Source organism: Clostridium ragsdalei P11, from assembly GCF_001675165.1.
Taxonomy (GTDB): Bacteria; Bacillota; Clostridia; order Clostridiales; family Clostridiaceae; genus Clostridium_B; species Clostridium_B ragsdalei.
The window spans coordinates 1-1146 of sequence record NZ_LROS01000062.1 but is presented as its reverse complement, the minus strand read 5'-3'; the positions used below and the strand labels follow the sequence as shown (position 1 = coordinate 1146).

Sequence of the window (1146 nt, the reverse complement as noted above, 5' to 3'; positions counted from 1 at the left end):
GGTAGACCTTGGCGTAGATGTACCTGATGCTAAATTTGTTGAAGCAGTTAAGGCAAATGAAAATGTAAAAATAGTAGCATGTTCAGCACTTCTTACTACAACAATGGCAGCTTTGAAGAAAACAGTTAAGGTTTTAAGAGAAAGTGGATTAAAAGGATTCAAGATAATGGTTGGTGGTGCTCCTGTAACAGCTGAATTTGCGGCTTCAATAGGGGCAGATGCATATACACCTGATGCAGGTAGTGCTGCAGTTAAGGCTAAAGAATTGGCAACGGCATAAATATATCATAAATAATATAAGGAGGTATTGTTGTATGTTAACTAAAAGACAGAATTTACTTGAAACTATTAAAGGTGGAAATCCAGATCGTTTTGTTAATCAATATGAATTTTTGAATATGATCATGGAAATGCCTTTGGGAAGTAGATCTAACTACGGTTGTACTTGGAAAGATAATTGGGGGATAACATGGCAATGGCCAGAAGGTCAACTTGGTGCGTTCCCTGTTCATGATGACGAACACAGAGTTTTAAAAGATGTTACTGAATGGAAGAAATATGTTAAAATTCCTGAAGTCGAGACTTCGGATGAAGCTTGGGCTCCAGCTATTGCTCATGCCAATTCTGTTGACCGTAATGAGGAATTTGTGGCACCTTTCTATGCCCCAGGTGTCTTTGAAATGACACATCATCTTATGGGTATGGAAGATGCGTTAATGGGTTTATATGAAGAACCTGAAGCTATGCATGAGTTAATTGATGCACTTACGCAGCATGAGCTGGATGTTGCAAAAGTGATAGTTGAAAAACTTCATCCGGATTGCATTTTCCATCATGATGATTGGGGAAGTCAAAAAAACTCTTTTGTGGCTCCTAAAATGTTTGAAGAGTTCTTTCTTCCGGCTTATAAAAAAATCTATGGTTACTATAAAGCCAATGGTGTTGAATTGATTGTTCATCACAGCGATTCTTATGCCGCTAACCTGGTCCCATATATGATCGAAATGGGCATCGATATATGGCAAGGCGTTATGAACACTAATAACATTCCTGAACTAATCAAGCAATATGGTGGAAAAATATCCTTTATGGGAGGACTCCACAGCGGTTTGATTGATTTCCCGGATTGGACACTTGAAAATTGTC

The 1146-nt window shown here is 38.3% G+C and carries 2 protein-coding genes; both read left to right on the top strand.

The genetic code is table 11. The features are described from left to right. Positions 1–280: cobalamin-dependent protein (locus tag CLRAG_RS17060; protein ID WP_207644830.1), on the top strand; the 280-nt coding region annotated here is incomplete at its 5' end. A 34-nt stretch (positions 281–314) separates the two neighbouring features. Then, positions 315–1146 (top strand): uroporphyrinogen decarboxylase family protein (locus tag CLRAG_RS17055; protein ID WP_065079511.1); only part of this gene is annotated, 832 nt, incomplete at its 3' end.